23 protein-coding genes, 4 pseudogenes and 1 riboswitch are annotated in these 24240 nt (G+C 67.7%); of the genes and pseudogenes, 16 read left to right on the forward strand and 11 right to left on the reverse strand.

The features are described 5' to 3' along the window. Window positions 1-106: 106 nt before the first annotated feature. The 7 genes and pseudogenes from OL239_RS00075 to OL239_RS00105 all read left to right on the forward strand — a co-directional run bounded on the left by OL239_RS00075 (window position 107) and on the right by OL239_RS00105 (window position 5899). Window positions 107-427 (forward strand): hypothetical protein, encoded by a 321-nt coding sequence (locus OL239_RS00075; protein ID WP_268910232.1) that lies wholly within the window; start codon window positions 107-109, stop codon window positions 425-427. A gap of 64 nt (window positions 428-491) precedes the next feature. Further along, window positions 492-1004 carry a hypothetical protein gene (locus OL239_RS00080; RefSeq protein WP_268910233.1) on the forward strand — a complete coding sequence of 171 codons (513 nt, stop codon included), beginning with the start codon at window positions 492-494 and terminating at the stop codon, window positions 1002-1004. A gap of 200 nt (window positions 1005-1204) precedes the next feature. Further along, window positions 1205-1615 (forward strand): hypothetical protein, encoded by a 411-nt coding sequence (locus tag OL239_RS00085; protein ID WP_268910234.1) that lies wholly within the window; start codon window positions 1205-1207, stop codon window positions 1613-1615. 219 nt (window positions 1616-1834) lie between these two features. Continuing rightward, window positions 1835-2089 (forward strand): phosphoribosylformylglycinamidine synthase subunit PurS, encoded by a 255-nt coding sequence (purS, locus tag OL239_RS00090; RefSeq protein WP_268910235.1) that lies wholly within the window; start codon window positions 1835-1837, stop codon window positions 2087-2089. Window positions 2090-2102: 13 nt separating this feature from the next. Further along, window positions 2103-2861: pseudogene (gene purQ / locus OL239_RS00095) on the forward strand (phosphoribosylformylglycinamidine synthase subunit PurQ); the annotation flags it as partial. Then, window positions 2861-5173 (forward strand): phosphoribosylformylglycinamidine synthase subunit PurL, encoded by a 2313-nt coding sequence (gene purL, locus OL239_RS00100; protein ID WP_268911619.1) that lies wholly within the window; start codon window positions 2861-2863, stop codon window positions 5171-5173. The pseudogene purQ and the gene purL, both read left to right, overlap by 1 nt. Before the next feature lie 171 nt (window positions 5174-5344). Further along, window positions 5345-5899 carry a GNAT family N-acetyltransferase gene (locus OL239_RS00105; RefSeq protein ID WP_268910236.1) on the forward strand — a complete coding sequence of 185 codons (555 nt, stop codon included), beginning with the start codon at window positions 5345-5347 and terminating at the stop codon, window positions 5897-5899. Here OL239_RS00105 and OL239_RS00110 read toward each other — a convergent pair. Together OL239_RS00110 and OL239_RS00115 are read right to left on the reverse strand one after the other, a co-directional pair. Continuing rightward, complete coding sequence (locus OL239_RS00110; protein ID WP_268910237.1) at window positions 5875-6444, reverse strand: DUF1990 family protein; 570 nt, start codon at window positions 6442-6444, stop codon at window positions 5875-5877. The genes OL239_RS00105 and OL239_RS00110 overlap by 25 nt on opposite strands. Continuing rightward, the gene (locus OL239_RS00115; RefSeq protein ID WP_329609308.1) at window positions 6441-6890 is read right to left on the reverse strand and encodes an MmcQ/YjbR family DNA-binding protein; all 450 of its coding nucleotides are present in this window, start codon (window positions 6888-6890) and stop codon (window positions 6441-6443) included. The genes OL239_RS00110 and OL239_RS00115 overlap by 4 nt, the downstream gene beginning before the upstream one ends. A 131-nt stretch (window positions 6891-7021) precedes the next feature. On the opposite strand from OL239_RS00115, the gene OL239_RS00120 reads away from it, so the two are divergent. Then, window positions 7022-7594: a DUF1206 domain-containing protein gene (locus tag OL239_RS00120; RefSeq protein ID WP_268910239.1), complete on the forward strand. Its 573-nt coding sequence runs from the start codon at window positions 7022-7024 to the stop codon at window positions 7592-7594. Then, complete coding sequence (locus OL239_RS00125; RefSeq protein ID WP_268911620.1) at window positions 7594-7764, forward strand: DUF1206 domain-containing protein; 171 nt, start codon at window positions 7594-7596, stop codon at window positions 7762-7764. The genes OL239_RS00120 and OL239_RS00125 overlap by 1 nt, the downstream gene beginning before the upstream one ends. Before the next feature lie 33 nt (window positions 7765-7797). On the opposite strand, the gene OL239_RS00130 is transcribed toward OL239_RS00125, so the two are convergent. The 3 genes and pseudogenes from OL239_RS00130 to OL239_RS00140 all read right to left on the reverse strand — a co-directional run bounded on the left by OL239_RS00130 (window position 7798) and on the right by OL239_RS00140 (window position 10428). Next, the gene (locus OL239_RS00130; RefSeq protein WP_268910240.1) at window positions 7798-8226 is read right to left on the reverse strand and encodes a CoA-binding protein; all 429 of its coding nucleotides are present in this window, start codon (window positions 8224-8226) and stop codon (window positions 7798-7800) included. Between the two features lie 67 nt (window positions 8227-8293). Next, entirely contained in the window at window positions 8294-8653 is a 360-nt protein-coding gene (locus OL239_RS00135; RefSeq protein WP_268910241.1) for a hypothetical protein, read from the reverse strand. Between the two features lie 339 nt (window positions 8654-8992). After that, a pseudogene (locus tag OL239_RS00140) lies at window positions 8993-10428 on the reverse strand (LLM class flavin-dependent oxidoreductase). Window positions 10429-10462: 34 nt separating this feature from the next. Further along, window positions 10463-10578, reverse strand: a riboswitch (SAM riboswitch). A gap of 365 nt (window positions 10579-10943) precedes the next feature. Between OL239_RS00140 and OL239_RS00145 the strand changes: the two are divergent. From OL239_RS00145 to acs, 4 genes and pseudogenes are all read left to right on the forward strand, one after another. Continuing rightward, window positions 10944-11775: pseudogene (locus OL239_RS00145) on the forward strand (ABC transporter ATP-binding protein). A 110-nt stretch (window positions 11776-11885) separates the two neighbouring features. After that, window positions 11886-12944, forward strand: coding sequence for an aliphatic sulfonate ABC transporter substrate-binding protein (locus OL239_RS00150; protein ID WP_268910242.1), 1059 nt, complete (start codon window positions 11886-11888; stop codon window positions 12942-12944). Beyond that, the gene (locus OL239_RS00155; protein WP_268910243.1) at window positions 12944-13807 is read left to right on the forward strand and encodes an ABC transporter permease; all 864 of its coding nucleotides are present in this window, start codon (window positions 12944-12946) and stop codon (window positions 13805-13807) included. Before OL239_RS00150 ends, OL239_RS00155 begins: the two co-directional genes overlap by 1 nt. Beyond that, entirely contained in the window at window positions 13798-15816 is a 2019-nt protein-coding gene (gene acs, locus OL239_RS00160; RefSeq protein WP_442864181.1) for an acetate--CoA ligase, read from the forward strand. Before OL239_RS00155 ends, acs begins: the two co-directional genes overlap by 10 nt. Here acs and OL239_RS00165 read toward each other — a convergent pair. Further along, on the reverse strand, window positions 15810-16070 hold the full coding sequence (locus OL239_RS00165; RefSeq protein WP_268910245.1) for a hypothetical protein: 261 nt from the start codon (window positions 16068-16070) through the stop codon (window positions 15810-15812). The two genes, acs and OL239_RS00165, sit on opposite strands and share 7 nt — an antisense overlap. A 154-nt stretch (window positions 16071-16224) precedes the next feature. Here OL239_RS00165 and OL239_RS00170 point away from each other — a divergent pair. Both OL239_RS00170 and OL239_RS00175 read left to right on the forward strand, forming a co-directional pair. After that, a pseudogene (locus OL239_RS00170) lies at window positions 16225-17566 on the forward strand (O-acetylhomoserine aminocarboxypropyltransferase/cysteine synthase family protein). A 1-nt stretch (window position 17567) separates the two neighbouring features. Then, window positions 17568-18062, forward strand: coding sequence for a CoA-binding protein (locus tag OL239_RS00175; RefSeq protein WP_268911621.1), 495 nt, complete (start codon window positions 17568-17570; stop codon window positions 18060-18062). Between the two features lie 26 nt (window positions 18063-18088). Here the strand turns inward: OL239_RS00175 and OL239_RS00180 are convergent, their stop codons facing one another. From OL239_RS00180 to OL239_RS00190, 3 genes are all read right to left on the reverse strand, one after another. Beyond that, window positions 18089-18712: a hypothetical protein gene (locus OL239_RS00180; RefSeq protein ID WP_268910246.1), complete on the reverse strand. Its 624-nt coding sequence runs from the start codon at window positions 18710-18712 to the stop codon at window positions 18089-18091. Then, window positions 18696-19262 (reverse strand): RNA polymerase sigma factor, encoded by a 567-nt coding sequence (locus tag OL239_RS00185; RefSeq protein ID WP_268910247.1) that lies wholly within the window; start codon window positions 19260-19262, stop codon window positions 18696-18698. The genes OL239_RS00180 and OL239_RS00185 overlap by 17 nt, the downstream gene beginning before the upstream one ends. 178 nt (window positions 19263-19440) lie before the next feature. Then, on the reverse strand, window positions 19441-20247 hold the full coding sequence (locus OL239_RS00190; protein WP_268910248.1) for a carbon-nitrogen hydrolase family protein: 807 nt from the start codon (window positions 20245-20247) through the stop codon (window positions 19441-19443). 114 nt (window positions 20248-20361) lie between these two features. Between OL239_RS00190 and OL239_RS00195 the strand changes: the two genes are divergently transcribed. Then, window positions 20362-21354, forward strand: coding sequence for a DUF2804 domain-containing protein (locus OL239_RS00195; RefSeq protein WP_268910249.1), 993 nt, complete (start codon window positions 20362-20364; stop codon window positions 21352-21354). 44 nt (window positions 21355-21398) lie between these two features. Here OL239_RS00195 and OL239_RS00200 read toward each other — a convergent pair whose 3' ends face one another. Both OL239_RS00200 and OL239_RS00205 read right to left on the reverse strand, forming a co-directional pair. Beyond that, complete coding sequence (locus tag OL239_RS00200; protein ID WP_268910250.1) at window positions 21399-22880, reverse strand: tetratricopeptide repeat protein; 1482 nt, start codon at window positions 22878-22880, stop codon at window positions 21399-21401. Then, window positions 22877-24223: an AAA family ATPase gene (locus OL239_RS00205; RefSeq protein WP_268910251.1), complete on the reverse strand. Its 1347-nt coding sequence runs from the start codon at window positions 24221-24223 to the stop codon at window positions 22877-22879. Before OL239_RS00205 ends, OL239_RS00200 begins: the two co-directional genes overlap by 4 nt. Between the last annotated feature and the right edge of the window lie 17 nt (window positions 24224-24240).

Consider the following 24240-nt stretch of genomic DNA (forward strand, 5'->3'; position numbering starts at 1 on the left):
GATCCGGAGGAGGCTGCCCGGTGGTTCGGCCGCTGGGACGGCACCCCCGGCCCGGGTGGAACCGTTGACCTGCAGATGCTGTACGAGGAAGGCCTCCTGGAGCCGGGTGCAGGTTGCCGAATGCACCGCGCCGGAAGTGCTCCGCCTGCTGGTCGAGGACGAATACGGCAGCTGGGACCTGGAGGTGCGGTTCCGGGACAGCTCCGGCGGAACCGGACTGGAGTTCATCCACCACCTGGATGACCCGCTGGCGGCGGAGAGCGTCGGCCCGGGCTGGGAGTACTACCTTGACCGGCTGACGGCGTCGCTTACTGGAGGCACCACCCCCGAATTCGAGGACTACTATCCCGGGCAGGGCCCCTATTACCTGGCCCAGGCCCGGGCAGCAGCCGACTCCGGGGAGGGTTCGGAAGGAACTTCCGGCTGAACTTCCGGCGGGACGCCGGGGGTGTCCGGTTAGGCTGGGACCACCCTAGCTGGAGGTCTCACTCATGTTCCGTCCGCTCCGCACCATACTCATCCCACTTGCGGCCGCCCTGCTGCTGACCGGCTGCGGCAGTTCGGCCGGCAGCGGACCGGACGAAGATGCGTCGCCGCCGCCGTCCAGCTCCGCCTCCCCGAGTCCCGCCGCCGCTCCCACATCGCCGTCGTCGCCGTCGTCGCCGGCGGCCACGTCCCTGACCATCGAGTTCCGCGCGGAAGGCACCGACGTCACCGACACGTATTCCCTGGAGTGCGACGGCGCCGCCCCGGTTGGCACCTCCGGCACCCCTGATCCGGCGGCCGCCTGCGCTGCCCTGGCCGGGCAGGGGGCCGAAGCCTTCGCGCCGGCGGATCCGAACATTATGTGCACGCAGATCACCAAGGGCCCGCAGCGGGCGCAGGTCAGCGGCACCATCCAGGGCGTGGCCGTGGACCGCGAGTTCTCCGTCAACAACGGCTGCGAGATCAGCCGCTGGGAAAGCCTTACCGGGCTGCTCGCCCCCGCCGGAGCCGCGGGGTAGACGGCGCTGCCGGACCGGCGGGGGTTCTCACGCCTGCGGCGGACATAAACCTGTCTGCGCACCGGGCCACCACGTCCCCGCCGGAGAACCGTTTCGAGACTTGTCACCGCGGGAACGCCTTGCGTACACTCAGTAAGCATGCTTATAACTCGTTCTGGGCGATGGAGTTCTCCGTCCGGACCTGAAATGGAGGAACGATTATGTCAACGCAGGCAAGACCCGAAGGCGCGGCCGATCCCGCCCCGGAACCCAACGTCCCGTGGTGCACCCACTGCGGGACGGATGAATACCTGATTATCGAATCCGTGGAACCGGCAGTCGGCGAAGATGCCGCGGAGTTCCTGGAAATTAACTACACCTGCGCGGAGTGCGACCGGTTTTACGGGCATCCCGTACAGCACTCCCCGGTATGGGCCCGCCGGATTAATGTGCCCGGCACAGCCGCCGAATACCTGCACTGCGGCGAGCCGATGCAGCCGAAGGACACCGGCTCCGTGTCGATTTTTGAGCCTCTTCACACCGGACCGGACGCCGTCGCGGTACCCGAGGTCCAGCTCGACACCACCCTGCTGCGGTGCCGCTGCGGCTTCCAAATGAGCGTTCCGGCCTGATTCCCGCCGGGGCAGCGGACCAGCACACCACTGCACCACCGCCTCCGGGCCGCCATCCAGGGTTGGATGGCGGCCCGGAGGCGTTACGGCTGGTCCCGCGACACGAAAGGACGGCCGGGACAAACGCCGCTAGAATGGCAGTGCAAGCTCGCGGAGCGCTGAATCAGCGTGAGACGGCAGGGTCCGCGGCCACCCATTTCTCTCACAGGAGTTGCCCGGATGCCCCGGATCGTTGTTGACGTCATGCCCAAACCCGAAATCCTCGATCCGCAGGGCAAGGCTATCGCCGGCGCCCTGCCGCGGCTGGGCCTGACCGGTTTCACCGGCGTCCGCCAGGGCAAGCGGTTCGAGCTGACCGTGGACGGCGACGTGACGCCGGAGGTCCTGGAGCAGGCCCGCACCGCGGCCGCCACACTGCTCTCCAACCCGGTGATCGAAGACGTCACCCGCGTCGAAGTTCTCCCGGAGGCCTGATTTTGAGCACTCCCTGATCGGCGACTTCTCGGTCGTCCCCGACAATGACGCCCTGCGGGCCGTCCGGGTCGGCATCATCACCTTCCCCGGCACGCTGGATGACCGCGACGCCGCCCGCGCCGTGACCATCGCCGGCGGCACCGCCGTCGGACTCTGGCATGCCGAAGCCAACCTGCAGGACGTGGACGCCGTCATCATTCCCGGCGGTTTTTCCTACGGCGACTATCTGCGCGCCGGAGCCATTGCCCGCTTCGCGCCGCTGATGGACAAGGTCGTGGACGCGTCCAAGGCCGGCATGCCCGTGCTGGGCATCTGCAACGGCTTCCAGATCCTCACCGAGGCGCACCTGCTGCCCGGCTCCATGATCAAGAACAACCACCTGAAGTTCTCCTGCGCGGACCAGCTGCTGCGCGTGGAAAACAACACCACGGCCTGGACCTCCGCGTACGCCAAGGACTCCGGCATGGTGATTCCGCTGAAGAACCAGGACGGCCAGTACGTCGCCGATGAGAAGACGCTGGACGAGCTCGAGGGCGAGGGCCGCGTGGTGTTCCGCTACGACGGCGTCAACCCCAACGGCTCGCGCCGGAACATTGCCGGCATATCCAACGCGGCCGGCAACGTGGTGGGGCTCATGCCCCACCCGGAGCACGCCGTGGAGGCGGGCTTCGGCCCGGACGCCTCCGCCTACGGCGAGGTCGGGCTGGGCTACGGCACCGACGGCCTGGGCATCTTCACCTCAGTACTCACCTCGCTTGTTGCCGGAGGCAAATCACGACCGTTTCCGCAGATTCCGCCACCGGCGCGAAGAAGTTCCGCATCGACACGGTCGAGCACGCCGCCGCCACACCGGACACCGACCTTCCCTGGGCTGAACTGGGCCTGAAGGAAGACGAATTTAACCGCGTCGTGGAAATCCTGGGCCGCCGCCCCACCGCGGCGGAACTGGCCATGTACTCGGTCATGTGGTCCGAGCACTGCTCCTACAAGTCCTCCAAGGTGCACCTGTCGCAGTTCGGCGAGAAGGTCACCGACAAGATGAAGGAACACCTGCTGGTCGGCATCGGCGAGAACGCCGGCGTCGTCGACATCGGCGAGGGCTGGGCCGTGACCTTCAAGGTCGAGTCCCACAACCACCCCTCCTTCGTGGAGCCCTACCAGGGCGCCGCGACCGGCGTCGGCGGCATTGTCCGCGACATCATCTCCATGGGCGCCCGCCCGGTGGCGGTCATGGATCCGCTGCGCTTTGGCGCCATCGACCACCCCGACACCGCCCGGCTGGTGCACGGCATCGTGTCCGGCATCGGCGGCTACGGCAACTCCCTGGGCCTGCCGAACATCGGCGGCGAGCTGGTCTTCGACTCCGTCTACCAGGGCAACCCGCTGGTGAACGCGCTGGCCGTGGGCGTCATGCGGCACGAGGACATCCGCCTGGCCAACGCCTCCGGCACCGGCAACAAGGTGGTGCTCTTCGGCGCCCGCACCGGCGGCGACGGCATCGGCGGCGCCTCCGTGCTGGCCTCCGAATCCTTCGACGCGGACAAGCCCTCCAAGCGCCCCGCCGTCCAGGTCGGCGACCCGTTCGCCGAAAAGGTGCTCATCGAGTGCTGCCTGGAACTGTTCAAGGCCTCCGTGGTGGAAGGCATCCAGGACCTCGGTGCGGCCGGCATTTCCTGCGCGACGTCGGAGCTGGCCTCCAACGGCGACGGCGGCATGCACGTGGAACTGACCAATGTGCTGCTGCGCGATCCCACCCTGACCCCGGGCGAAATCCTGATGTCGGAATCGCAGGAACGCATGATGGCCGTGGTAACGCCGGAAAACGTCGAGGCGTTTGAAGCGATCATGGCCAAGTGGAACGTGGAATACTCCTGGCTCGGCGAGGTCACCGGCACCGGCCGGCTGGTCATTGACTGGGCCGGCGAAACGATCGTGGACGTGGATCCCAAGACTGTCGCGCACGAGGGGCCTGTTTACCACCGCCCGTTCCACCGTCCCGAATGGCAGGATCAGCTGCAGGCGGATTCCTTCGCCGAAACCCGGCCCTTCGGCTCCGATGCGGTCAAGAAGGCCATGCTGGAACTGATGGCTTCACCGAACATGTGTGACAAGTCCTGGGTCACCAACCAGTTTGACCGCTACGTGCAGGGCAACACCGCACTGGCGATGCCCGACGACGCCGGCGTCATCCGCGTGGACGAAACCACCGGCCTGGGCGTGGCCATCTCCACCGATGCGAACGGACGCTACGCCTACCTGGACCCGTACGAGGGTGCCCGCCTGGCCCTGGCCGAGTCCTACCGCAACGTCGCCACCTCCGGCGCCACCCCGCTGGCCGTCTCGGACTGCCTGAACTTCGGCTCCCCCGAGGATCCCGAAGTCATGTGGCAGTTCGCCGAAGCCGTCCGCGGCCTGGCCGACGGCTGCCGGGAACTGGGCATTCCGGTCACCGGCGGCAACGTCTCGCTGTACAACCAGACCGGCGGCGTCGCCATCCATCCCACCCCCGTGGTGGGCGTGCTGGGAGTGTTCGACGACGTCGCGCGGCGTACGCCGTCGGGCTGGCGCGAGGACGGCCAGGCGATTTATCTGATGGGCGTCACGAGGGACGAGCTGGACGGCTCCGAATTCGCGAACCTCCACGGGCACCTGGGCGGACGGCCGCCGGCCGTGGACCTGAAAACGGAAAAGCTGCTGGGCGAGCTGCTGGTCAACGCTTCCCGTGACGGCATGATCGACGCCGCGCACGACCTGTCCGAGGGCGGCCTGGCCGCAGCACTGTCCGAAATGGCGCTGCGCTTCGGCGTGGGCGCCCGGATCGGACTGGATGAAGCCTGCGAGCGGGACGGCGTGGACCTGTTCACCATGCTGTTCTCCGAGTCGCAGTCCCGTGCCGTGGTGGCCGTGGCCCGCAGCGAAGAGGTCCGGTTCAAGGACATGTGCGGCGCCCGCGGCTACGCGCACATGCGCATCGGCGTGGTGGACACCGAGATCGAGGCGCTGGACTTCCAGGGCCACTTCTCGCTGCCGCTGTCCGAACTAAAGGAAGCGTACGAGGGGACCCTGCCGAAGCACTTCGGCTGACCCTTCCCCACCCGTGAAAACAGTTGAAGGTGCGTTTCCCCGCCCCGGGAAGCGCACCTTCGCCCGTCCCGGGGCAGGGGTAGGGCACGGCAGGGCAGGGCAGGGCAGGGCACGAAAAGATATTGCTCACCAAATGAGGGCAAACTGGAAGCGGGCAGGCAGAATGAGCCAGTGACTTTGACCCCTGACCACACAGCATCGACCGCGGAACCTTCCGTCCCGGCCAACGGTCTTTCCACTGAACGACTGCACCTTGCGCCCATTTCCACCGCCGAGCTGGATGCCCTGATCGTCCAGACCCGGCTGGATGACTGGGCCCCTGATTTTCCCCAGCCCACCGACCACGACGCCGCCCGGCAGTTCTTCGAAGCCGGCCTGAATTCCGTGGAACAGCCCCTGACCACCCGGCTTATCCGCGAACGTTCAACCGCCGAGGTGGTGGGCACCATTGGCTTCCTGCTCCTGCCCGAAGAAGGCGACGTTGAGGTGAGCTACAGCGTGGTCCCGTCCCGGCGCGGCCACGGCTACGCCACCGAAGCACTCACCCTGCTGGCACGGCATGCCCTGGCGGAGGCCGCGGTGTCACGGGTCCTGGCTCACACCGAACCGGAAAACGCCGCGTCCCAGTCCCTGCTGCTCTCAGCCGGCTTCCTTCCGGTGGAAACCCCGGGCCTGGGCGTGAGCTTCATCCTGGACGCAGCTCAGCGGCCCGACGCCAGCGTGTAGGCCGCAGCGAGATACCGCCGGGTGATGAGCTGCTGGACCGCCCGGTTGGCGAAGTCACCCGCGGCGATCAGCCGGTTGGCGGGCCGGCTGTAGGCAGCCACCCGGAACACCAGGGTGGAAGCTTCGTCCAACTCGGCGTAAAACCCTTCCTCCCCCTGCTCCGGGTGCCCTTTTAGGGTCCCGTAGCCGAACCCGGCGCGCTGCCCCGGAACCGGCGCCCCGCCGTCGTCGAGCGCGGGTTCCTCCGCCCACAGCACCCGGCACGGCGCGTAGTACCGCAGCGGCCCCAGCCCGACCCCGGAGGCCATTTCCACACCGCTCGCAGCTCGGGGAGTCGCCGCAGCCACCCGCAGTCCCGAGAGCCGGTGCAGCTCCCAGTTCAGGATGCCGTTGGCCAGCCGAAGGAATCCTGCCGCCGGATCCGGCACGCCCAGCTTCTCCCGGCGCAGCACCAGCCGGTAGCCCCCGGGCCAGCGCTGGGTCAGCGGCTGGGGATAGGGCCGGCGGGTATAGCCGGGGTCCGGATAGCTCAGGGCCCTGCTCACCCGCCGGCCAGTCCCTTCCACGCCAGCGACTCACGGTCCCGCCGCGGCAGCGACGCCACCACCAGGTCGTACGAATCTTCCACGAGGTCATGCACCAGGTCCGCGCCCAGCCCGCCGTCGAGCCGGACGGAGTTCCAGTGCTTCTTGTTCATGTGCCATGCCCCGGTGATCTGGGAATGAGCGGCACGCAACTGCAGCGCCAGCTCCGGCTCGCATTTGAGGCTGACGGTCAGCGGTGAGCTGCCCAGCCAGCACAGGGCGAACATCTTGGCCTTTCCACCGGCGGCCTGGACCTTGAACACGGATGCCTCCGGTCCGAACGGAAAATCCTCGTATGTCCCCGGGAACTGCAGGCACACCCGTTTCACCTCTGCCGCGTCCATCCTCCGAGCGTAGTCCGCGGCGCCGCGGCGGCGCCATAAGTGACAGGATGGAAGAAACCACATTCATCCGGTGCGCCCCTGCGGAGGCGCCCGTACCCATGGAGGACACGTTGGCTCGTACAGGACACGGGGGCAAGCTGGCCTCAGCCGCGGAAAGGGCTGCCGATTCGAAGGGGTTCGAACGCGCAGCGCGGATGGGGTACGCCGCAAGCGGGCTGCTGCACGTGCTGATCGGCGTGATCGCGCTGCAGATAGCCTCCGGCGGCAGCGGCGACGCGGATTCGTCCGGCGCGGTGGCCACTCTCGCCGGGCAGCCGGGCGGACTCGTCCTGCTCTGGATCTGCTTCCTGGGATGCCTGGCCCTGGCACTGTTCCAGGTCTCCCGGATTTGGCTGGGGGGCGGTGCGCTGAAGGACAAGGACCTGTGGAAGATGCGCGGTTCGGCGGCAAGCCAGGCCGCCGCCTACGGTGCCATCGGCGTGACCTTCGGATCGTTTGCCCTGGGCGGCGGAACGGACAGCGGCGAGAGTTCCGCCAGCTGGAGTGCCCGGCTTATGGCCCAGCCCGCCGGGGCACTGCTGCTGGGCCTGGTGGGGCTGGGAACCTTGCCGTCGGCGGCTACTTCGTGTTCAAGGGTGTCAGCCGCCGGTTCCGCAGGGATCTGGGCGCCGTGCCGCCCGGAGCGTGGGACCGCGCGGTCACGGTCACCGGTGTTCTCGGCTTTATTGCCAAGGGCATTTCGCTGGCCGTCCTCGGCGTCCTGGTGATGGTTGCCGCCGCCACGGCCGATCCCGAGCGTTCCAGCGGGCTCGACGGCGCCCTGCACGCCCTGCGCGAGCAGCCGTTCGGCTGGCTGGTGCTGGGGGCGGTGGGCGCGGGCCTCATTTGCTACGGGCTCTACACCGGGATCCTGCGGGCCCGCTTCGGCAAGCTGTAGGCCCGGCCGTCCCGGCCACTGCAGGGACTGTCTTTACAGTCCGTAGTGCGGAGCCTCGATGACGGGGCAGGTGTTCATCACGACGTCGAGGCCCGCCTCCGCCGCCCGGCGGGCGGCCGCTTCGTCGATGACGCCCAGCTGCAGCCACACCGCTTTGGCGCCGGCTTCGATGGCCTGATCCACCACGTCGCCCACCCGGGCGGAGTTTACAAAGCAGTCGACGACGTCGATCGGCCCCGGAATGTCGCCGAGCCGGCGGTACCCCTTGTTGCCGTGGACGTCGTCGCCCTTGAGGCTCACCGGGATGATCTCCATGCCCAGGTGGTCCTGCAGGTACTTCGACACGCCCAGCGCCGTCCGCCTGGGGTTGTTGGAGAGCCCGACCACGGCCCACCGGCCTTTGTGCCGCAGCAGGCGCTCCACTACCGCCGGGTCATTTACCTGTGCGCCGTCAACTGCCATGTGCCGTCCTTTGCTGGAATGGAAACCGAGAAGGGGCACCAGCTTACGCCCGTGCTGCCGGGAACGCTCAGCGCAGGAAGGATTTGATGGCATCGGCGAGCGCGGCATCGGGGACGCTGGCCGTGTCGCCTTCCAGCAGCTGGAACTCCCCTTCATCCAGGGCATCCGCGGCGCGGCGGGCCAAGTCCTGGGCCTCGTCGCCGCTGGTGCTGCCGGCCAGAACGAGAACCGGAACCCGGACACCGCCCAGGCCCTCAAGTTCGGTCTGCAGGAGCAGCAGTTCGTCCTCGCCCTCGTCCAGGGTCAATGTCGGTTCCAGCGCCACCACCCGGGTGATTACCGCAGACTCCTCGGCGGCGCGCAGCGCCAGGAAAGCTCCGGAGGCAAACCCGTAGAGGCTGGCGGAACCGCCCGCCACCTGCACCACGGCCAGCAGATCGTCGACGTCGGACTCGGCGGTGTATTCCTCCCCCGTATCACTCTCCCTGTTCCCCGCCGGTCATAGGTGAACACGGTGTGGTTCTCCGACAGCAGGTCGGCCAGGACCCGGGTGCTGGAGCTGCTGCGGTTGGCCAGGAGAGGATCGACAATCACCAGCGGCGGCCCGCTGCCCTGGCGGGACCAAGCGATGCGGGTTCCGTCCGCGGAGAGAGCGAATCCGGTGGCGCTGGATGGGTGTTCCATGGCTGGCTCCTGCTCAGGTGGGAAAGACGCTCGGGAAGGGGATGCGCCGCCTTTCCAACCTAGGAGCCGCTTCGATGAACGGTCAACGCCCCGGCACGGAAGCCGGGCCGGGAGCAGCGTACTCGCCGGTCTTCAACCGGTAGGAGGCTCCGCGGTGCTCCGCGGGCAGCCGGCTCCCCCGGCCGAACAGCTTGGAGCGCAGGGTTCCGGGTTCATACCCGGTGCGGTAGGCACCGCGCCGCTGCAGCTCGGGCACCACAAACTCGACGATGTCCTCAAACGTCCCCGGCGTGATGGCGTAGGCCAGGTTGAAGCCGTCGACGTCGGTTTCCTCCTGCCAGCGGATCATCTCCTCCGCGATTTCCGCGCCGGATCCGACCATGCGCGGGCCGAGGCCGCCGATGCCCGCGGAGTCGGCGATGTCGCGCACGGTCCACGGTTCGCCGTCGTCCGCGGGTTTTGGAAGTTCGCCGCCGCGGACTGGATGGCGTTGGACTTCACGTTGCCCAGCGGCTCGTCCAGGTTGTAGGTGGACAGGTCCACCCCCATCCAGCCGGACATCAGGGCCAGCGCCCCCTCGTGGCTGGCATACTGCCGGTATTCCTCGTGTTTGGCCGCGGCTTCTTCGGCGGTCGCGGCGGTGATCACGGTCATCAGCGTGTAGATGCGGATGGAGTGCCGGTCCCGTCCCGCGGCCTCGGCGGCGTCCCGGATCCGGGTGACCGTGGCCTTGAGCTTTTCCTTGGTGGGCGCTCCGACGAAAACCGCCTCCGCGTTGGCGGCCGCAAATGCGATCCCGCGCGGAGAGGCGCCGGCCTGGTAGATCACCGGCGTGCGCTGCGGCGACGGTTCACTGATGTGGATGCCGGGGACGGTGAAGTACTTGCCCTCGTGATTGATGTCGTGGACCTTGGCCGGGTCGGTGAAGATGCCTCGCTCCTTGTCGCGGACGACGGCGTCGTCCTCCCAGGAGCCTTCGAGCAGTTTGTAGATCACTTCGAGGTATTCGTCGGCGTGGTTGTAGCGCTCATCGTGTTCGAGCTGGTCCCGGGCGCCCAGGTTCCGGGCGGCGGAGGGCAGATACCCGGTAACGACGTTCCAGCCCACCCGGCCGTTGGTGAGGTGGTCCAGGGTGGAGAGCCGGCGGGCAAACGGGTACGGATGCTCGTAGGCGGTTCCGGCGGTGACGCCGAAGCCGAGGTGCTCGGTCACCAGTGCCATCGCGGACACGAGCAGCAGCGGATCGTTCACGGGCACCTGGGTTCCCTGGCGCAGCGTGGCGTCATTGGAATTTCCGTACACGTCGTAGGTGCCCAGGACGTCGGCCAGGAAAATGCCGTCGAACAGTCCACGCTCGCAGGTTTTCGCCAAATGGGTCCAGTAGTTGAGGTCCGTGTAGTTGGCTGACCGGTCCTGCGGGTGGCGCCACAGCCCGGGCGACTGGTGGCCGACGCAGTTCATGTCGAAGGCGTTGAAACGGATCTGGCGCAGGCTGTCCGGGTCTTGGTGCTCGGTCATGGGAGCCTTTCGGAACGGGACGCTCCATGGCGGAACGCCGTACTTGCCGTCCGCGGACGCGGCACGGCCGGATCCTCATCTGGGGCACCCCGCTACGGAGAAGAGGGTTGCCGCCCAACCAGCCAGAGCTTCGCGTTGGGACTCATGATCCTTCGGCTCCAGTATCTGCACAGTCCGGCCGCCCGAGGGAAGCCTGTGACCTTTTATTAACCGCCGGGGCTGAGCCGGCGGTTAATAAAAGGTCACGGGCTGCCGGCAGGTACCTATCCACATTCCCCCGGGCCGGTCCGCCGAAATATTACGCGGGGGACTTGCCGGTTTCCGCAATGACGCGTTTAGTAGCACTTGACCATCCCGAGCGGCTGAGAGACCTGGATCAGTGAAGCCGCAGCAACCCTGGTTGCCGTACCTCCTCCTTGAGGAACGGCAATAACGAGGACAACACCGCAGGAGGCCCTCACCGGCCCAAGGTGCTTTCCGTAGGGTGCTACTGCCAGGACCGATGGAGAGTTAACATGACAGCCTTGGCTTCACAGTCCCCTGCCGCTCCGCCGGCCGGCACCCCGGTGCACGCGCCCGCCGGCCCCGCCCTTCCCGTCACGTTTTCCCGCCTGGGCCGCAGCTTCGGCACCGGGCCGACGTCCCACCAGGTCTTACGCGACATCAATTTCGAGGTGTCCCCGGGAGAGGTCCTGGCCATCCTGGGCTCCAGCGGCTGCGGGAAATCGACCCTGCTGCGCGCCGCCGCCGGGCTGGATGCCGCCAGCACCGGGGAAGTGCTGATCAACGGCACTGCAGTGCGCGGGATCGACGACCGCTGCGCCGTCGCATTCCAGGAACCCCGGCTGCTGCCCTGGCAAACCCTGCAGGCCAACATCGCGATGGGGCTGCCCAAGGGCACCAGCGCCAAACACGGCAAGGCCAAAGTGGCCGAACTGCTGGAGCTCGTGGAGCTGGCGGACTTCGCCAAGCACCGTCCGCGGGCTGTCTCCGGAGGCATGGCGCAGCGCGCTTCCCTCGCCCGGGCGCTGGCCCGCACCCCGGAGTGCTCCTGCTCGATGAACCCTTCGGCGCCCTGGACGCGCTGACCCGGCTCAAAATGCAGGACCTGCTGCTCGCGGTCCACAAGGCCACCCCCACCACGGTGCTGCTGGTAACCCACGACGTGGATGAAGCCCTTCAACTGGCGGACCGCATCATCATCCTCGGCAAGGAACCCGGCGCCCCGGAGCCACCATCACCGACGTCATCACCGTACCGGGCAGCCGGCCGCGGAACCGCGCCTCGGCGGAGCTGGCCCGAATGCGCGGCGAGCTCCTGGCCCGCCTCGGCGTTGACCGCCACTAACAGCTCTTTCCCCGGGCAGCGCCCCTACCGGGCCGCTCCTCCCCAGCCGTTTTGCGCCCTGTTGCGCATGAACCGCGCCTTCCGCAGCCTTCCCACCAGAAAGAACTTCCATGAACAGCCGTTCCCTTCCGTCCCGCCCCGCCGCCCGCACGACGCTCAAGACCCTGGCCGCAGCAGCCGCAGCCGCATCCCTGCTCCTGACCGGCTGCGTGGCAGGCGAGGATTCCGACGCCGCAGCCAACGCAAACGGAGCCGACGGCGGCACCCTCACCCTGGACTTCGCCACCTACAATCCGCTGAGCCTGATCATCAAGGACCAGGGCTGGCTGGAGTCCACGCTGGCCGACGACGGCGTCAGCGTGGAATGGGTGCAGTCAGCCGGCTCCAACAAGGCCAACGAGAACCTGCGGTCCGGAGCGATCGATGTCGGTTCCACCGCCGGGTCCGCCGCCCTGCTCAACCGGGCCAACGGATCCCCGATCACGGCCATTGACGTTTTCTCCCAGCCCGAGTGGTCCGCACTGGTGGTGGGCGCCGATTCCGGCATCACCTCGGTGGCGGACCTGAAAGGCAAGTCGGTGGCCGCGACCAAGGGCACCGACCCCTACTTCTTCCTGGTGCAGGCGCTGGAGGAAGCCGGACTGAGCCTTGACGACGTCACCGTGGAGCAGCTGCAGCACGCGGACGGACGCTCCGCACTGGAAAACGGTTCGGTGGACGCGTGGGCCGGACTGGATCCGATCATGGCCGGCGCCGAGCAGAACGGCGCCCGGCTGATCTACCGGAACCTGGACTTCAACACCTACGGCCTGCTGGCCGCCAACGAGGCTTTCCTCGACGAGGATCCCGAACTCGCGCAGGCCGTGGTGAACGCCTACGAGAAAGCCCGGGTCTGGGCCGCGGAGAACCCGGAGGAAACAGCAAGCATCCTCGCCGATGTTGCCGGCCTGGACCCGGCCGTGGCGCAGACGGTGATCCTGGAACGCAGCAACCTCGACGTCGATCCGGCTCCCGGCGCGGCGCAGCGCAGCGTGCTGGAGAAAATTGGTCCCACCCTCGTGGACACCGGAGACGTGGCGGACCAGGCCGGCATTGACTCCGCCCTGGACAGCCTCTTCGACGACTCCTACGTAAAGAACGCCGACCCGGATGCGGTGAAGGAATCCTGATGGCGCACCTCGAAAATCCACAGCTGACCGGCAACAGCGCAGCGGCTGCGGTCCCGGCCGCGCCCGCTCCCTCCGCACCGGGGCGGAACTCCACCCCTGCCGGGCGCCTCTCCCGCCGCGGGGTACGGCTCGCCCTGGGCCTGGTGGTTCCCGCCGTGCTGCTCGCGGCCTGGCAGCTCAGCACGGCCGCCGGTGTGTTCACCGCCGTCCAACTGCCCTCCCCCGCCGCCGTCTACACCGCGGCGGCCAACCTCATCGACCGAGGCCAGCTCGGCCTGCACATCGCCATTTCCACCCAGCGGGTCCTCATCGGCTTTGCCGCGGGAGCCCTGCTGGGACTGGCATTGGGCGCCCTGCTGGGGCTGTCCCGGCTGGCGGAGGTCCTGCTGGGCCCGGCGATCGGCGCGCTGCGCGCCGTCCCGTCCCTGGCCTGGGTGCCGCTGCTGATCCTGTGGCTGAAGATCGGCGAAGATTCCAAGATCACGCTGATCGCCATCGGCGCGTTCTTCCCGGTGTTCACCACCGTGTCCCTGGCCCTGCGCCATGTGGACCGGAACCTGGTCGAAGCTGCCCGGGCCTTCGGCCTCAACGGCCTGAAACTGCTGACAACGGTGCAGCTGCCCGCCGTCGTGCCGGCGGTCTTCTCCGGCCTGCGGCTGGCGCTGGCGCAGGCCTGGCTGTTCCTGGTCGCCGCCGAACTCATCGCCTCCTCGATGGGCCTGGGCTTTTTGCTGATTGATTCGCAGAACAACGGGCGCACCGACCGCCTGTTGCTGGCCATCGTGCTGCTCGCCGTCATCGGCAAGCTCACCGATGCCCTGCTCGGTCTGGCCGAGAAATGGGCGGTGAAGAAATGGGCGTGACTCCAACCATCGAAGCCACCGCGGACCTAACCGCCGCCGACCCATCCACCGAAGCCGAACGAATCGCCTTCTGGGAAGCCGCCGCCGGGCGGCTCCAGTGGGAGCAGCCCTGGCACACCGCGCACACCTTCACTCCCCCGCAGCGCCTCAGCGGAGCGGAAATCCCCGAAGCCGACGCCGAGTACAGCGTTCCCGTGATTGAGTGGTTCGCCGGCGGCACGCTCAATGTCGCGGTGAACTGCGTGGACCGGCATGTGGCCGCCGGGCGCGGCGGCAACGTGGCCCTGCACTTTGAGGGCGAGCCCGGCGACCGCCGGACCATCACCTATGCGCAGCTGCAGCGGGACGTCTCCCGCGCCGCCAATGCCCTGCTGGCCCTGGGCATCGGCCGCGGGGACCGGGTGGTCATTTACCTTCCGGTGCTGGTGGAGACCATCGTCATTACGCTGGCCTGCGCCCGGATCGGTGCCGTCCATTCGCTGGTCTTCGGCGGTTTCTCCGCCGAAGCCCTGAAGTTCCGGGTCGAGGACACCGGGGCGAAGCTGCTGGTCACCACCGACGGCCAGTTCCGCCGCGGAGAGGCGGTGCCGGTCAAGGACAACGCCGATGCGGCCGTTGCCGGAACCAACGCCGTCGAGCACGTGCTGGTGATCCGGCGGACCGGATCCGAGATCGCCTGGGTCCAGGGACGCGATGTCTGGTGGCACGAAACCGTCGACACGGCGTCGGACGTCCACCAGCCGGAGGCCTTTGATGCGGAAACACCGCTGTTCATCATGTACACCTCCGGCACCACCGGAAAACCCAAGGGCCTGGTCCACACCATGGGCGGCTACCTGACCCAGGCCTCCTGGAGCTACGAGTACCTGTTCGCCAACCCGGACCACTCCGCCCGCGGGCGCGACGTTCACTGGTGCACCGCGGACCTGGCCTGGGTCACCGCCCACACGTACGAGATGTACGGGCCGCTCGCCAACGGCGCCACCCAAGTGATTTTCGAGGGCACCCCCAACACCCCGCATCCGGGCCGGCACTTCGAGATCATCGAGCGGTACCAGGTAACCAGCTACTACACGGCGCCCACCCTGGTCCGGTCCCTGATGGGCTGGTTCCCCGACGGCATTCCGGACACATACGACCTCTCCTCCATCCGGCTGCTGGGCACGGTGGGGGAAGCGGTGAACCCCGAGGCCTGGCGCTGGATGCGCGACCAGCTCGGCCGCGGCGAAGTACCGGTCATCGACACCTGGTGGCAGTCAGAAACCGGCGCCACCATCCTTTCCCCGCGCCCCACGGACACAGCGTTCAAACCCGGCTGCGCCTCCCGTGCGCTGCCCGGCGTGAGCACCAGGATCGTGGATGAGGCCGGAGCCGCGGTGCCGCCGAACACGCAGGGATTCATCGTGCTAGACCGGACCGGGCCGGCCATGGCCCGCACGGTCTGGGGCGACCCGCAGCGCTACCTGTCCTCCTACTGGCGGCAGTATGCGCGGCAGGGCTGGTTCCTGGCGGGCGACGGCGCCAAGTACGACGACGACGGCGACACCTGGATCCTCGGCCGCACCGACGATGTGCTCAACGTGTCCGGGCACCGCCTGTCCACCATCGAAATCGAATCGGCCCTGGTCTCCCATCCCTGGGTCACCGAGGCCGGGGTCTGCCCGGTCGCCGATCCGACCACCGGACATGCGGTGGCTGCCTTCGTGGTCCTCTCGGCGGCCGCGGCGGAGGCCCTGCCCGCACCGGGACCGGCGGACCCGGTGTTCACCCGCCGCGTCACCGCGGAGCTGCGGGCCCACGTTGCCCGGGAAATCGGGCCGATCGCCAAGCCGGCCGCCGTCGTCGTCGTTCCCGATGTGCCCAAGACCCGCTCCGGGAAAATCATGCGCCGGCTGCTGACCCAGCTGTATGAGGGCACCGGGCTGGGCGATACCACCAGCCTGCAGAACGAACCGTGCATCCCCGACATTGCGCGCATCTGCGGTGCCCGGCGGGAAGCGGCTCAGTGAACGCGCGCCAGCGTCACCCGGTCCAGGACCGCCACGCCGCCCATCAGGCGGTGGATGCGCATGAACTCCGTCGGCGAGACCTCCAGGTAGGTGGTGTCCGCCTTCGCGGGGAGCAGATCGGCGTGCATCCCGTCCAGCAGTTCCAGGAACAACCGGTTCGCCTCAGGGCGCGGCAGCGGGTCCGTGGCCGTGATCTTGTGCGTGGAGGCGGCCAGCTTGTAGCCGGTTTCAATGACAACGACATATTCATCCATGGGAGTGCTGTCCTTCGCTGGTCCGTCCGGCGTCCTGCGCCGCTGCCCGTCCGCTGTATACCCGTCCCTGCTGAACATTCTTCGTCCGCCGACCCCAACTTGCAACGATCAACCAGCCGCTTTGCCGCGGTGACCAGAAAGGAGCACTCATTTCATGAGTGATCGCCAGTTCGGCTTCCGGACCCGTGCCCTGCACGCCGGCGGAACGCCCGACGCCACACGGCGCCCGCGCCGTGCCCATCTACCAGAGCACATCGTTTGTCTTCAAAGACACCGACGACGCCGCCAACCTCTTCTCGCTGCAGAAGTACGGCAACATCTACTCCCGCATCGGCAATCCGACCGTCGCTGCCTTCGAGGAACGCATCGCCTCACTCGAGGGCGGCATCGGGGCGGTGGCCACGGCGTCGGGCATGTCCGCGGAATTCGTGACCTTCGCCGCCCTGTGCGGGGCCGGCGACCATATTGTGGCCGCTGCCCAGCTGTACGGCGGCACGGTAACCCAGCTCGACGTCACCCTGCGCCGCTTCGGCATCGACACCACTTTCGTTCCCGGCACCGACCCGGCCGATTACGCCGCCGCCATCCGGGAGAACACCAAGGCCGTGTACGCCGAAGTGGTGGCCAACCCCAGCGGCGAAGTCACCGACATTGCCGGGCTGGCGAAGGTGGCGCACGACGCCGGCGTGCCGCTGATCCTCGATGCCACCCTGAGCACGCCGTACCTGGTGCGCCCGTTCGAGCACGGCGCGGACATCGTGATTCACTCCGCCACCAAGTTCCTCGGCGGGCACGGCACCACGCTGGGCGGCGTCGTCGTCGAATCCGGAAAGTTCAACTGGGGCAACGGCAAGTTCCCCGCCATGACCGAACCCGTGGCCAGCTACGGCAACATCTCCTGGTGGGGAAACTTCGGCGAGTACGGGTTCCTGACCAAACTGCGCTCCGAGCAGCTGCGCGACATTGGACCGACGCTGAGCGCAACATCGGCATTTGCCCTGCTGCAGGGCGTGGAAACCCTCCCGCAGCGCCTGGATGAACACCTGAAAAACGCGCAGGCCGTGGCCGAATGGCTGGAAGCCGACCCGCGCGTATCGTGGGTCAGCTACGCCGGCCTGCCGTCCCACCCGCACCATGAACGGGCCAAAAAGTACCTGCCCAAGGGGCCGGGATCGGTCTTCAGCTTTGGCGTCCGCGGCGGCCGCGAGGCCGGCAGAGCCTTTATCGAGGCCCTGCAGCTGGCCTCCCACCTGGCGAACGTGGGTGATTCACGGACCTTGGTCATCCATCCCGGATCCACCACGCACGGCCAGCTCTCCACCGAGCAGTTGTCCGCCGCCGGCGTCGCCGAGGACCTGATCCGCATTTCCGTGGGACTGGAGAACCTTGAGGACATCCTCTGGGACCTGGACCAAGCCCTTGACGCGGTAGTGTCCGCCGATGCCGCCGCCGTATCTGTTGTGCCGACCTTCGAGGAGCCCGCCCGTGTCAGCTGAAATCGAATCCGAGCCGCGGACCTGGAGCGGGCCGGGCGCTCCCGAACGGCTCACGCTGCTGCGCCGGGCACGGTCGATCGCCATTGTCGGCGCCTCCGACAAGCCCTCCCGCGCGTCCTACTTCGTGGCCACGTATCTGCTCTCCTCCTCGCCGTACACGGTCTATTTCGTGAATCCGGTGGCCCGGGAGATCCTGGGCCGGCCGGTCTACGCCTCGCTGGCGGACCTGCCCGAGGTACCGGACATCGTGGATGTGTTCCGCCGCCACGATGACCTGCCGCAGGTGCTGGCGGAGTCCCTGGCCGTTGGCGCGAAAACGCTGTGGCTGCAGCTGGGGTCCTGGCATGAGGAAGTGGCCCGGGACGCGGAGGCAGCAGGAATGGACGTGGTGATGGACCGCTGCATCAAGATCGAGCACGCCCGGTTCCATGGCGGACTGAACCTGGCCGGGTTCAACACCGGCGTCATTTCCTCGAAGCGGCAGCTGACCGCCTGAGGACGGGCTGGAGCGGACCGGCCCGGTCAGCGGCCGCCCGGCCCAGCCCCGTTCGGAACAACGGGAGATTCCAGGGCGGCGCCCGGCGCGGGAAGGGGATCTTCAACCGGCGGCGGAACTTCCGTTGCTGCGGGTGCCGCAGGGACTGCGGGTGCCGCGGGCACTCCGGCGGAAGGCGGCGGCAGGTATGCGCCGGGATCGGCAGTTGCTTCGGCGGCGTCCCCGGGTTCGGTTTCCACCGGCGTTTCACCGGCGGTGAGCAGGGCTTCGTCCGGTGCCTCGGCCGGCAGCGGCTGCGTTTCCCCGTTGTCGTTACCGGGCAGCACCTGCTCGATGAGATCGGAGCAAAATGAATCGGTGGCTTGGCGCAGTTCATTGTTGGCGGCCACCCCGGTGGTGCCTGCCCCCATGGCTCCCGCGAGCGCAAAGCTCAGAATCAGCCCGCGGTGCCTCGGCGGCCCCTTGCGGGGCGGCACAGGTGTTTCGGTGAGCAGGGCGGCCAGCTCCCCCGTGGGCTCGGGGGCCGGAGCGGCCCGAAAGGACCGCAGGCGCCGCAGCCCCTCCAGGAGTTCCGGGGTTTCGTCAGTCCCACATTCGGCCAGGAGGTTCCGGATACACCGGTCATCACCGGGTTCAGGCGATTCGTTCATGTGCCGGCGCCTCCTTTCGTTCCCGTTCCAACCGGTCCTTCAGTATTTTCAATGCCCTGCTTTGCAGCTGTTTGACGGCTCCTTCGCTGCAGCCCATGATTCTTGCGGTATCCCCGATGGACTGGTCGCCCACAACACGCAGCAACAGCACTTCCTGCTGCCGGGGCGTCAGGCCTTCCAAAAGCGCTGCAACCCCGGCCCCGGATTCGAGGACCGTCTGTTCGGCGGAAGCGCTGACGCGGACATCGTGGGCGTGTTGGAACTCGGCCAGCAGCGGTTGTCGCTCCCGCCGCCGGACGTCATCCACCATCCGTGCATGGGCCACCGAAAAAGCGAATGTCCGCATCCCGGACAGGCCTCCGGTGAGCGTGTCCAGTTTGCCGAACACCGTGAGGAAGACTTCCTGGGTTTGGGCCTCCGGGTCCTCACATCCTTTGCCCGTGAGGTACGCGAGGATCGACGGGGCCAGCGCGTCGTAGATCCCGCGCAGCGCTTCGGGGTTCCCGCCGGCGGCGGCAGAGAGAACTTCCTCTCTCAGGGTTTTGGCCAAGATTCGGTCTTTTCCTCGCGTAAGGATGGGCGCCCCAAATACTACCCTGACGGTTTCGTCGCACTGCATGAAGAAACGACCGCACCGGGGCTCGTTGGGGGGATAAGCCTCGGTGCGGTCGTTCCAAAAGAGTAATCGTTACGGATCACCAAAAGGTTACGCGGTTACGAAAATAGTTTTATTGAGCGGAAACAATCCGGTCGTTGGCGGCAAAACGGCGGTTCCGGAGCACCGGCAGGAACTCCCGCACGTCGTCGATCCGCTTACGGGTCACATCGGCAGTGACCACTGCCTCGGCCTCATCGCCCAGGAAAGCCTGCGCCACACCCATGGGGTCCAGGATCGCCGAGTGGCCCACCGTGTGGCGGCTTGAGGTTCCCGCCGCGGCCACCCAAACGGTGTTCTCAATGGCGCGGGCCTTGAGCAGGGTTTCCCAGTGCTCAATCTTGTGCTCGCCCTTGAACCAGGCCGCCGGCACCGCCAGCAGGTCCGCGCCCTGGTCCGTGAGCGCACGTGCCAGTTCGGGGAACCGGATGTCGTAGCAGGTCATCAGCCCAACCTTGATGCCGTCAAGCTCAACAACCTTCACTCCGCCGTCGCCGGGTTTGATCCGCTCTGATTCGGCGTAGCTGAAGGCGTCGTACAGGTGCAGTTTGCGGTAGGTGTCGGCGATTCGCCCGGTAGCCTCGATCAGCACCAGCGTGTTGTAAGGCCGGTCCTCCCCGCTGGATTCATACCCGCCGGCAACGACGGCGATGCCCTGGTCAGCGGCGAGGAGGGACAGTTGCTGCACGAAGGTGGTCCAGCCGGCGTCGACCGCAGCGGCCAGGGGTCCCTCCACTTTGCCGACGCTGAACATGGATTCCTCCGGGAACACGATCAGCTCGGCACCCTCGGCCTTCGCCTTCGCCGCCAGGGAGCGCATCACCTCAAGGTTCGCTCCGACGTCACCCGTGGGACTGAACTGGCCTACGCTCACCAACATAACAACCGCCTTCACCTGGATCCGAAGTTCTCCCCCAGCCTAAACCAGGACCCGGCAGGGCAGCAGGCCTTCCTGCCGCCGCCTAAATGAGAGTTACACCTAGACTGGGGCCGCATGGACGAACTCACGTTGCCGACAGACCTGACCACTGCCCGCGGAACCCTCAACCCGGGCGCGGTGGGCTACTCCCGCACCCCGCTGCACCGCACCCCGCTGCCTGATGGACCTGCGGGCCGGCTGCGGACCAAGCGCTGGGAGTACTGGGGGATCCTGTCCCCCGAGCTGGCCGTGGGCATGACCATCGTGAACCTGGGATACGCGGCGAGCCTGCAGATCTACGTGCTGGTCCGGGCCACCGGGGAGGAAATCAGCATCGAGCCCCTGAAGCTCCTTCCATCCGCCGCCGATGTCCAGCTCCCCGATACCCTGCCCCCGCTGACCGCTCTTGCCGCCGCGGGCGATGTGTCGCTGCGCTTCCACGACGACGGCGCCGGCACCCACCTGCGGGCACGATCACCGCGGGTGGCGGTGGACCTGTATGCCCCGGCCGGGGGCGATGTGCTGGGCGTGGTGGTGCCCTGGTCCGACCGGCGCTTCCAGTACACGCTCAAGGACGTGGCCCGCAGCGTGTCCGGAACGGTGTCCGTGGACGGCAAAACCTACGAGCTGGGAACAGGCGCCTTTGCCGTCCTGGACCGCGGCCGCGGCCGCTGGCCGTACCGGACCACGTGGACCTGGGGCGCCGGATCGGGAACGGTGAACGGCACCCGGCTGGGCCTGCAGATCGGCGGGCAGTGGACCGCCGGAACGCCGGCCACCGAAAACGCGCTGATTGTGGACGGGCGGCTGCACCACTACGACGGCGAGCTGGACTTCGCGTACGACCTCACCGACCCGAACTCCACCTGGACAGTTCACGGACCGTGGATCGATGCCGTGCTGACGCCGTTCCACCGCCGAACCTCGGCGACCAAACTGGGCGTGATCTCCTCCGAGATCTGGCAGGCCTTTGGCGCCTGGACCGGAACGGCGCGCACTCCGGACGGCACCAGCTACTCGCTGGACGGGCTCGGCGGCTGGGTCGAGGAAGCACGGCACCGCTGGTAATCAGGCATCCCGAGCAGGCATGCAGCGCATCACCGGAGGAAGGACTAGTCGGGCATGGCATTGGCAACCAGGATGCCTGCCCCGACGAAGAAGATGATCAGCGGAACAACCGCGATGCGCACGGTGTAGACCATTGCTTCCCACGTGCCGCGCCGGCGGGCGGAGGATTCCCGTCCCGCCGGCCTTTGCAGCACCCTGCCCACCACGAAGGGATTGTCGGCCCCGAGGGCAAGTTGCAGCCGGGCCAGGTACGCGGCGCGCGCCAGCCAGAGCAGGGCGGCCAGGCACGCGCCGGCGCCGGCGGCTGCCGGTGTGTCCGACTCGGAAAGCCCGGCCGCCGACAGCCCGGCGATGCCCGGGATCAGCCCTGCCCAGGCAATCCGCCGGGTCGACAGGTACATCTGCACGCGGTTGTTCCAGTAGGCACGGCGGGCGTCGGTATCCGCCTTGTCCCAGGCGGCGAACAGCTCGGGGTACTGCCCCTGGCCCAGCAGGTGCTGGCTGGCAACCACCGGCAGGGCGGTCAGGGCCAGCGCAGCGGCTCCCAGCTGGTTTCCCCCGGACAGGGCAACCCAGAGCGCACTCGCGCTCACCCACACTTCCGCCGCTGCCGCCCACTTCATCGCCTTGAGCGCCCGGGGCGAAGACCTGATCTCATCCCTTAGATAACCCCGCGGCAGCCGCCGTTCGAGCCGACGGACGGAGAGGAAGAAGATTCCGCCAGCAGCGGCGGTGAGGCCCAGGGCCACGGCCGCTGCGATGAAGGGATTCGGCAGGACCAGCACGGAGATGATCCCAAAGAGGATGCCCTGCAGCCACGGCAGATAGAGGAGGCGGCGCAGTCCCGTGAAGGCCAGTGCACGCAGGTCTTCGGCGCTTTCCTCATCAAACGGGTTGGCCGCCAGCGCAGAGGACAGCAGGGGTGCGCGGTCGCCCACCACCCGCTCACCGTCGTCGACAATGCCGGCGGCCTGCAGCAGCACAGCGCTGTTGGGGTGCGCGGCGAGCCCGGTCCGCAGAAGGTCATGGGCCTCGCTTTTACGGCCCAGCAGGTCCGCCGCCCGGGCGCCCAGGGCAAACGCGTCCTCGTGTTCCGGTGACAGGTTGATGGTATTCAGCGCGGCCTGCAACGCAACCTGCACATCCGTGCCATTGGAGCGGCGGTAAAAATGGGCGGATGCGACGGCGAGGTGAGCTGAGGGCTCCTGCGGGTGCTCCGCGGCGGCCTGCAGCGCAACGGACACCGACTCGTCGCTGCGCTTGGCACGGGTCAGGACGTAACTGAGCAGCGCCAGCGCCGGCAGCATATCCGGCACCAGCTGCAGGGCTTCCCGAACGGCATGCTCGGATTCGGCCAGCTCCCCCAGGTTGGCCAGTCCACTGGCCAGGTAGAACCAGAGCCGCTCGTCATCAAGATGGTGGCCGATCTGGCCGCGGATCAGCGCCACGGCTTCCTCGTGCCGGCCCGCCTGCTCATACGCGGTGTAGCGGACGACTATCAGTTCCGGGTCGAGGACGTCGCTCACAGCATGCTTCGCTGGCGCAGATACTCGGCCAGATCGTTGTAGCGGCCGTGCTCGTTGCTGAATTTCACCACGTTTCGCGACGATTCCAGCCAAGCGAGGGTGGAGGGCCCGATCTCATCCAGCGCCGCGTTGATGTGCGTCATGGTGATGGGGCAGATCCGGTTGGCCTGGATGGATTCCGTCATGGCTTTCTCGGCGGCTGTCACACAGATGTGGGCCAGGTCCGCCCCGGAGAACATCTCGGTGCGGGAGGCGATGCCGGCCAGATCGATTCCGGCCAGCGGGCGGTCCCGGAGGTGATATTCCAGAATGGTCCGGCGCGCCTCGAAGTCCGGCGGTGTCACCAGCAGCGTGCGGTCCAGCCGGCCGGGACGCAGCAGTGCCTCGTCCAGGTCCCAGGGGTGGTTGGTGGCGGCCAGCAGATACAGGCCGTCATTGTTGCCCGCCATCGAGTCCATTTCAATCAACAGCTGGTTCACCATCTGCCGGATCATCGCGTGGTGGCCCAGACCGCTGCGCTTCATCCCGATGGCGTCCACTTCGTCCAGGAACAGGACGGTCGGAGAGTGCGCGCGGGCGGAGTCGAAGACGGCCTTCATGTTCTTCTCGGTCACCCCGTGGTACGGATCGAGAATGTCCGTCATGGTCACGGACATGAACACGGCACCCAGCTCACCGGCCACCGCGCGGGCCAGGAAGGTCTTTCCGCAGCCGGGCGGCCCGTACAGCAGCAGCCCGCCGCGCAGCGACTTGCCGAAAGCCTTGGCCAGCTCGGCATTCTTCATGGGCTGCATAAAGGACTCGTTCAGCCGTTTCTTCACCGCATCCAGGCCACCCACATCCTTCAGGGTGACGGCGGGGGCCTCCGGCTCCAGCGGAGCTACTCCTTCGCCGCCCTCTCCGGCTGCCAGCTGGGGTTCCGGCAGGAAGGGCGGGGGAACGTCGGAGCCGACTTCGCTTTCGGCGCGGGTCCAGTCGAAAGCGGCGGCGGCCGGGTCCGCCGGTTCCACGGCGGGGTCAGGTTCCACAGGCTCCGGTTCCACGGCGGGGTCAGGTTCCACAGGCTCCGGTTCCACGGCGGGGTCAGATTCCACGGGTTCAGCGCTCCCGGTGCCGGAGGCTGCAGTGCCGGACGCCGACGTCAGCGCCGCCACGGTGCGGCCCAGGAGCTCCAGCGCCGCCGGATGGGCCGGTTCCCGCTGCAGCACAGCGTTTACTTCGCCGATTGTTTCGGTATGCCGGCCTGCGGCCAGCAGCATTTCCGCTACGTGAAGGCGAAGGGCTGCGTCCTCCGGGCTGGCTTCAACGGCCCGCCTCAGGCTGGCCAATACGTCGTCGTTCATTTCCCCGTGGTCCTTCC

Origin of the sequence: Arthrobacter sp. ATA002, from assembly GCF_026898095.1 — a bacterium.
Classification (GTDB): domain Bacteria; phylum Actinomycetota; class Actinomycetes; order Actinomycetales; family Micrococcaceae; genus Arthrobacter_B.